Genomic DNA, 1858 nt, shown 5'->3' with positions numbered 1-1858 from the left:
CCGATAGCTTGTGATGGGTTTACTGATGTTTGGTGAGGTCTGGTTTGTACTTTGCGTGTTGACATGCTACACCTCTTTACTCTGAACATTTTAGGCATAAAATATGCCGACTGCTGTTCCGGCGTAAAGAGCCGCCCACGCCTCACGGTTGGTGGGACAGTCGGCAACATCATTAATAATGCCTTAAAAACTAAAAAACCACTGCTAAGGTGCGTGGACAACCCTTTACACTGAACGCTTTAAAAGTACCATAGAAATGTTGAGGCTGTCAAGGGTGTTGCATTTTTTTTGTTTTTAGTGATAAAGTAAGAGTATGGCAACTACGGTTAATACTTTAAATATTAAACAAGAGGTATCCGGTGTGTATTCTTGTAATGATATAGCTAATTACTTTCTTTTTAAAGCAGAAGAGGGAGAAGAGCTTATTTCTAACCTCAAGCTTCAAAAGCTTGTATATTATGCACAAGGGTTATATCTTATCTTCTTCAAAAAACCTCTTTTTGAGGAATCTATTGAAGCATGGACATACGGACCGGTTATCCCTACTCTTTATCATAGGTATAAAGAGTCTGGAGCAGGGAGCATCCCTCCTCCGGAAAACTTTACGCCAGATGTAATTGCTGAAAATGACCGTGAGTTTTTAGATGAAATATTTGATGTTTTCGGACAGTTTTCTGCTATACGACTTAAGGATATTGCTCATGAAGATATGTGTTGGAAACAAGCCTATGACAAGGGTACAGGTACAATTATAACGCATGAGGCAATGACTGAAGACTTAGTAAAATACGTGCGTAATGCCTAAAACCAAAAGCCACTCTTACAAAAAAAGCAACCGTTTAGAGGTTAAAAACCTCCTCCTGATTACGAAGAACATAATATCGCTTTCTCTTTTCGTTATATGGGTAGAGGTCAGGACTTTTGTTTGTCTCATTGTGATAAGCGATAAGGCTGCTGTTGCAGATAAGCTGCTACTACTTGGACAAAGGCAATGGAAAGGCATTCACAAAGAACCGAAATCAGGATTGGGATATGAGAAGATTCCGATTACTGAACTGAAGGTTAAAATGCCACCCGACATTACCGAAGAAGTTAAAAAAGTTATGGTTTTCCGATTCTCACACAAAGGACGTTTAGTAGGTATAAGAGAACGTGATATATTGAACCTCATCTTTGTTGACCCTAACCATAATTTATACTGAAAAAACATCAGTACTTTGTTTTGACTCACTTGTACCCCACAGACATTATACGCCCTAAACTTGCTGTAATGGCCAACAGTGAGCTGTTTTGATTTCACAGGGGAAATCTCTCTGTCTTTCGGGTAATATGTGCACTACGAAGCTTATACTCAAAATCAGAGGCTAATTATTTGTAGAGCATTAATACTATAAAGTAAATCAATAATTGACAAATTAATACATATAGAGACATAATTTATTATGGAAAGATTACAAACAATGAAAGAGATAACTTTGATTCTCAACATATCTATAGCTACCGTGTACCGTTTGATAAATAAGGGCTTGCTTACTCCGGTGAGGATAAGCCGGAAAAATCTCTTTAAGCCTTCTGATATAACGGCGCTTATTGATACCGGTAAAGGGCTGTAGAGTGGAACCTAACAAAAATAAACTAAATCTAACTAAAAAGCAAAAGGCTGTTATTCCTGTTATCCTCTCAAGCAGAACTATTACAGAGGGGGTAGAGAAGGCTGGTATTGCAAAGCCGATTTTTTATGCTTGGCTTAAAAACCCTGAGTTTAAAGCCGAATACGAAAAGCAACAAGATGACGTTTTAGTAACCGGCCTGAGTGAGTTAAAAACGGCTTTTGGAGAGGCTGCCTGTGAATTAAGGA

Annotated in this window: 4 protein-coding genes; all 4 read left to right on the top strand. The window is 38.3% G+C overall.

The genetic code is table 11. The features are described 5' to 3' along the window. Positions 1 to 313 precede the first annotated feature (313 nt). Entirely contained in the window at positions 314 to 805 is a 492-nt protein-coding gene (locus H7844_15855; protein ID MEO5358754.1) for a DUF4065 domain-containing protein, read from the top strand. Then, positions 798 to 1202 carry a hypothetical protein gene (locus H7844_15850; protein MEO5358753.1) on the top strand — a complete coding sequence of 135 codons (405 nt, stop codon included), beginning with the start codon at positions 798 to 800 and terminating at the stop codon, positions 1200 to 1202. Before H7844_15855 ends, H7844_15850 begins: the two co-directional genes overlap by 8 nt. Before the next feature lie 240 nt (positions 1203 to 1442). Next, positions 1443 to 1613, top strand: coding sequence for a helix-turn-helix domain-containing protein (locus H7844_15845; GenBank protein MEO5358752.1), 171 nt, complete (start codon positions 1443 to 1445; stop codon positions 1611 to 1613). A gap of 1 nt (position 1614) precedes the next feature. Beyond that, on the top strand, positions 1615 to 1858 hold a 244-nt coding region (locus tag H7844_15840), incomplete at its 3' end, for a hypothetical protein (GenBank protein ID MEO5358751.1).

The organism is Nitrospirae bacterium YQR-1, assembly GCA_039908095.1.
GTDB lineage: Bacteria > Nitrospirota > Thermodesulfovibrionia > Thermodesulfovibrionales > Magnetobacteriaceae > Magnetomonas.
Note: the sequence above shows the minus strand (reverse complement) of the source record. Positions and strands in the feature narration are given on the sequence as shown.

Excerpts from the sequence above, each read along its gene's own strand:
- H7844_15855 (MEO5358754.1), top strand. The coding sequence starts at position 314 with ATGGCAACTACGGTTAATACTTTAAATATTAAACAAGAGGTATCCGGT.
- H7844_15850 (MEO5358753.1), top strand. The coding sequence starts at position 798 with ATGCCTAAAACCAAAAGCCACTCTTACAAAAAAAGCAACCGTTTAGAG.
- H7844_15845 (MEO5358752.1), top strand. The coding sequence starts at position 1,443 with ATGGAAAGATTACAAACAATGAAAGAGATAACTTTGATTCTCAACATA.